This is a genomic window from Pseudoflavonifractor phocaeensis, from assembly GCF_016901735.1.
GTDB lineage: Bacteria > Bacillota > Clostridia > Oscillospirales > Oscillospiraceae > Pseudoflavonifractor_A.
The window spans coordinates 1-1,970 of the sequence record NZ_JACLZC010000129.1 but is presented as its reverse complement, the minus strand read 5'-3'; the positions used below and the strand labels follow the sequence as shown (position 1 = coordinate 1,970).

Below are 1,970 nucleotides of genomic sequence, written 5' to 3'. Positions count from 1 at the left end.
GTCATCATCGACGAACCCCAGAGTGTAGACAATACACCAAAGGCCAAGGAAGCCATTGCCACGCTCAATCCCCTGTGTGTGCTGCGGTACTCCGCTACCCACCGGGAAAAAATCAATCTGCTTTACCGCCTGACTCCGGTAGACGCCTACCAGATGGGGCTGGTCAAGCAGATCGCCGTATCCTCCAATCAGGTTGCCGGTGGCTTCAATCAAGCCTATGTGCGGCTGCTTTCCGTCAGCAACGACAAAGGCTTTAAGGCCAGAGTGGAACTGGATGTGAAGGGCAAGACCGGAGCCGTGACCCGCAAGGCCATGACTGTCAAGCCTGGTGACGATTTGTTCCTGCTGTCCGGCGGGCGGGAACTGTACGAAGGCTACACCGTTACCGGAATTGACTGCACTCCCGATTTTGAACATATCGAGTTTGGCAATACCCAGGAGGTCAATCTGGGCAAGGCCATTGGAGACGTGGACGAGAACATCGTCAAGAAGGCGCAAATCCGGCGCACCATCGAAACCCACCTTGACAAAGAGCTGCGGTATCTGGACAAGGGGATCAAGGTGCTGTCCCTGTTCTTCATCGATAAGGTGGACAAGTACCGCCACGAGGATGGCACACCCGGCATCTACGCCACTATGTTTGAGGAGTGCTATCAGGAGCTGATCGCAAAGCCCAAGTATGCGCTACTCCGAGAGCGATTCACCACAGATGTGAGCAAGGTACATAACGGCTACTTCTCCCAGGACAAGAAGGGACGCCTGAAGGACACCAAGGGCGACACCCAGGCCGACGATGATACCTACAACACCATCATGCGGGACAAGGAGTGGCTTCTCAGCTTTGAGTGTCCGCTGCGGTTTATTTTCTCCCACTCGGCCCTGCGGGAAGGCTGGGACAACCCCAACGTGTTCCAGGTCTGCACCCTGATCGAGCAGAAGTCCACCTTTACCTGCCGCCAGAAGGTGGGCCGTGGCCTGCGCCTGTGCGTGAACCAGGACGGTGAACGCATCGAGGACAAGAATATCAATGTCCTTCACGTCATGGCCAACGAGAGCTTTTCCGAGTTTGCTTCCACCCTCCAGAAAGAGATCGAGGACGAAACCGGCGTCAAGTTTGGTGTGCTTCAGCTCAGTCTGTTTTCCGGCATGGTCTATGAGGCCCGTCGGGACGTGGAGAAGCAGGTAACGACCGAACAGGCCCAGGCGGTGGTGGAGGCTCTGACAACCGCTGGTGTGATTGACGAGGCTGGTCAGGTGGCTGCTGCAATCAAGCCCAGGGAAATCGAGCTGCCCAAGGCGCTGGAGCCTGTCAAAGAAGTGGTACAGGAAATCGTGGAAAAAGCCCAGCCTGTGGCAGTGGAATCCCTGGCCGGAACCACTTATACGGAAACCGTGGTAGAGGAGCACACCGTCACCCACGAGGAAGCTACGGAGCTGCTGGAGCATTTTGAGCAGAAGGGATATATCACCAGCACCGGCAAGGTCAAGGATACCATGAAGAACGCTTTGAAGAACGGAACCCTTGACCTGCCGAAAAAATATGAAGCTGCCAGAGAGCGTTTTGAACAGATTATTGCCAATGCCGACCGGAAGCCCCCGGTGCGGGATGCTTCCCGTGATGTGGTGGTACGGCTCAACAAACAGGTCATGCTCTCCCCGGAGTTCCTGGAGCTGTGGAGCAAGATCAAGCAGAAAACCGCCTACCGGGTGAGCATTGACACAGAGCAGCTGGTGAAGAACTGCGTCAAAGCCTTTCAGGAAATGCCCCATATCCCCAAAACCCGTCTGGTGTCCCAGACTGCCGATATTCACATCCAGCAGTCCGGGATCAGCCACATGGAACGGGAAATGCGGACGATGGAGATTGCCAACGATTATCAGGCCCTGCCGGACATCATCACCGCTATCAGCGATGAAACGCTGTTGACCCCGGCTACCGTCAATCGGATTCTGGTAGAGAGCGGACGGTG

Annotated in this window: 1 pseudogene; it reads left to right on the top strand. The window is 55.8% G+C overall.

The window, feature by feature from the left end:
- Positions 1–1,970, top strand: a pseudogene (locus H7U37_RS14740) (type III deoxyribonuclease); the annotation flags it as partial.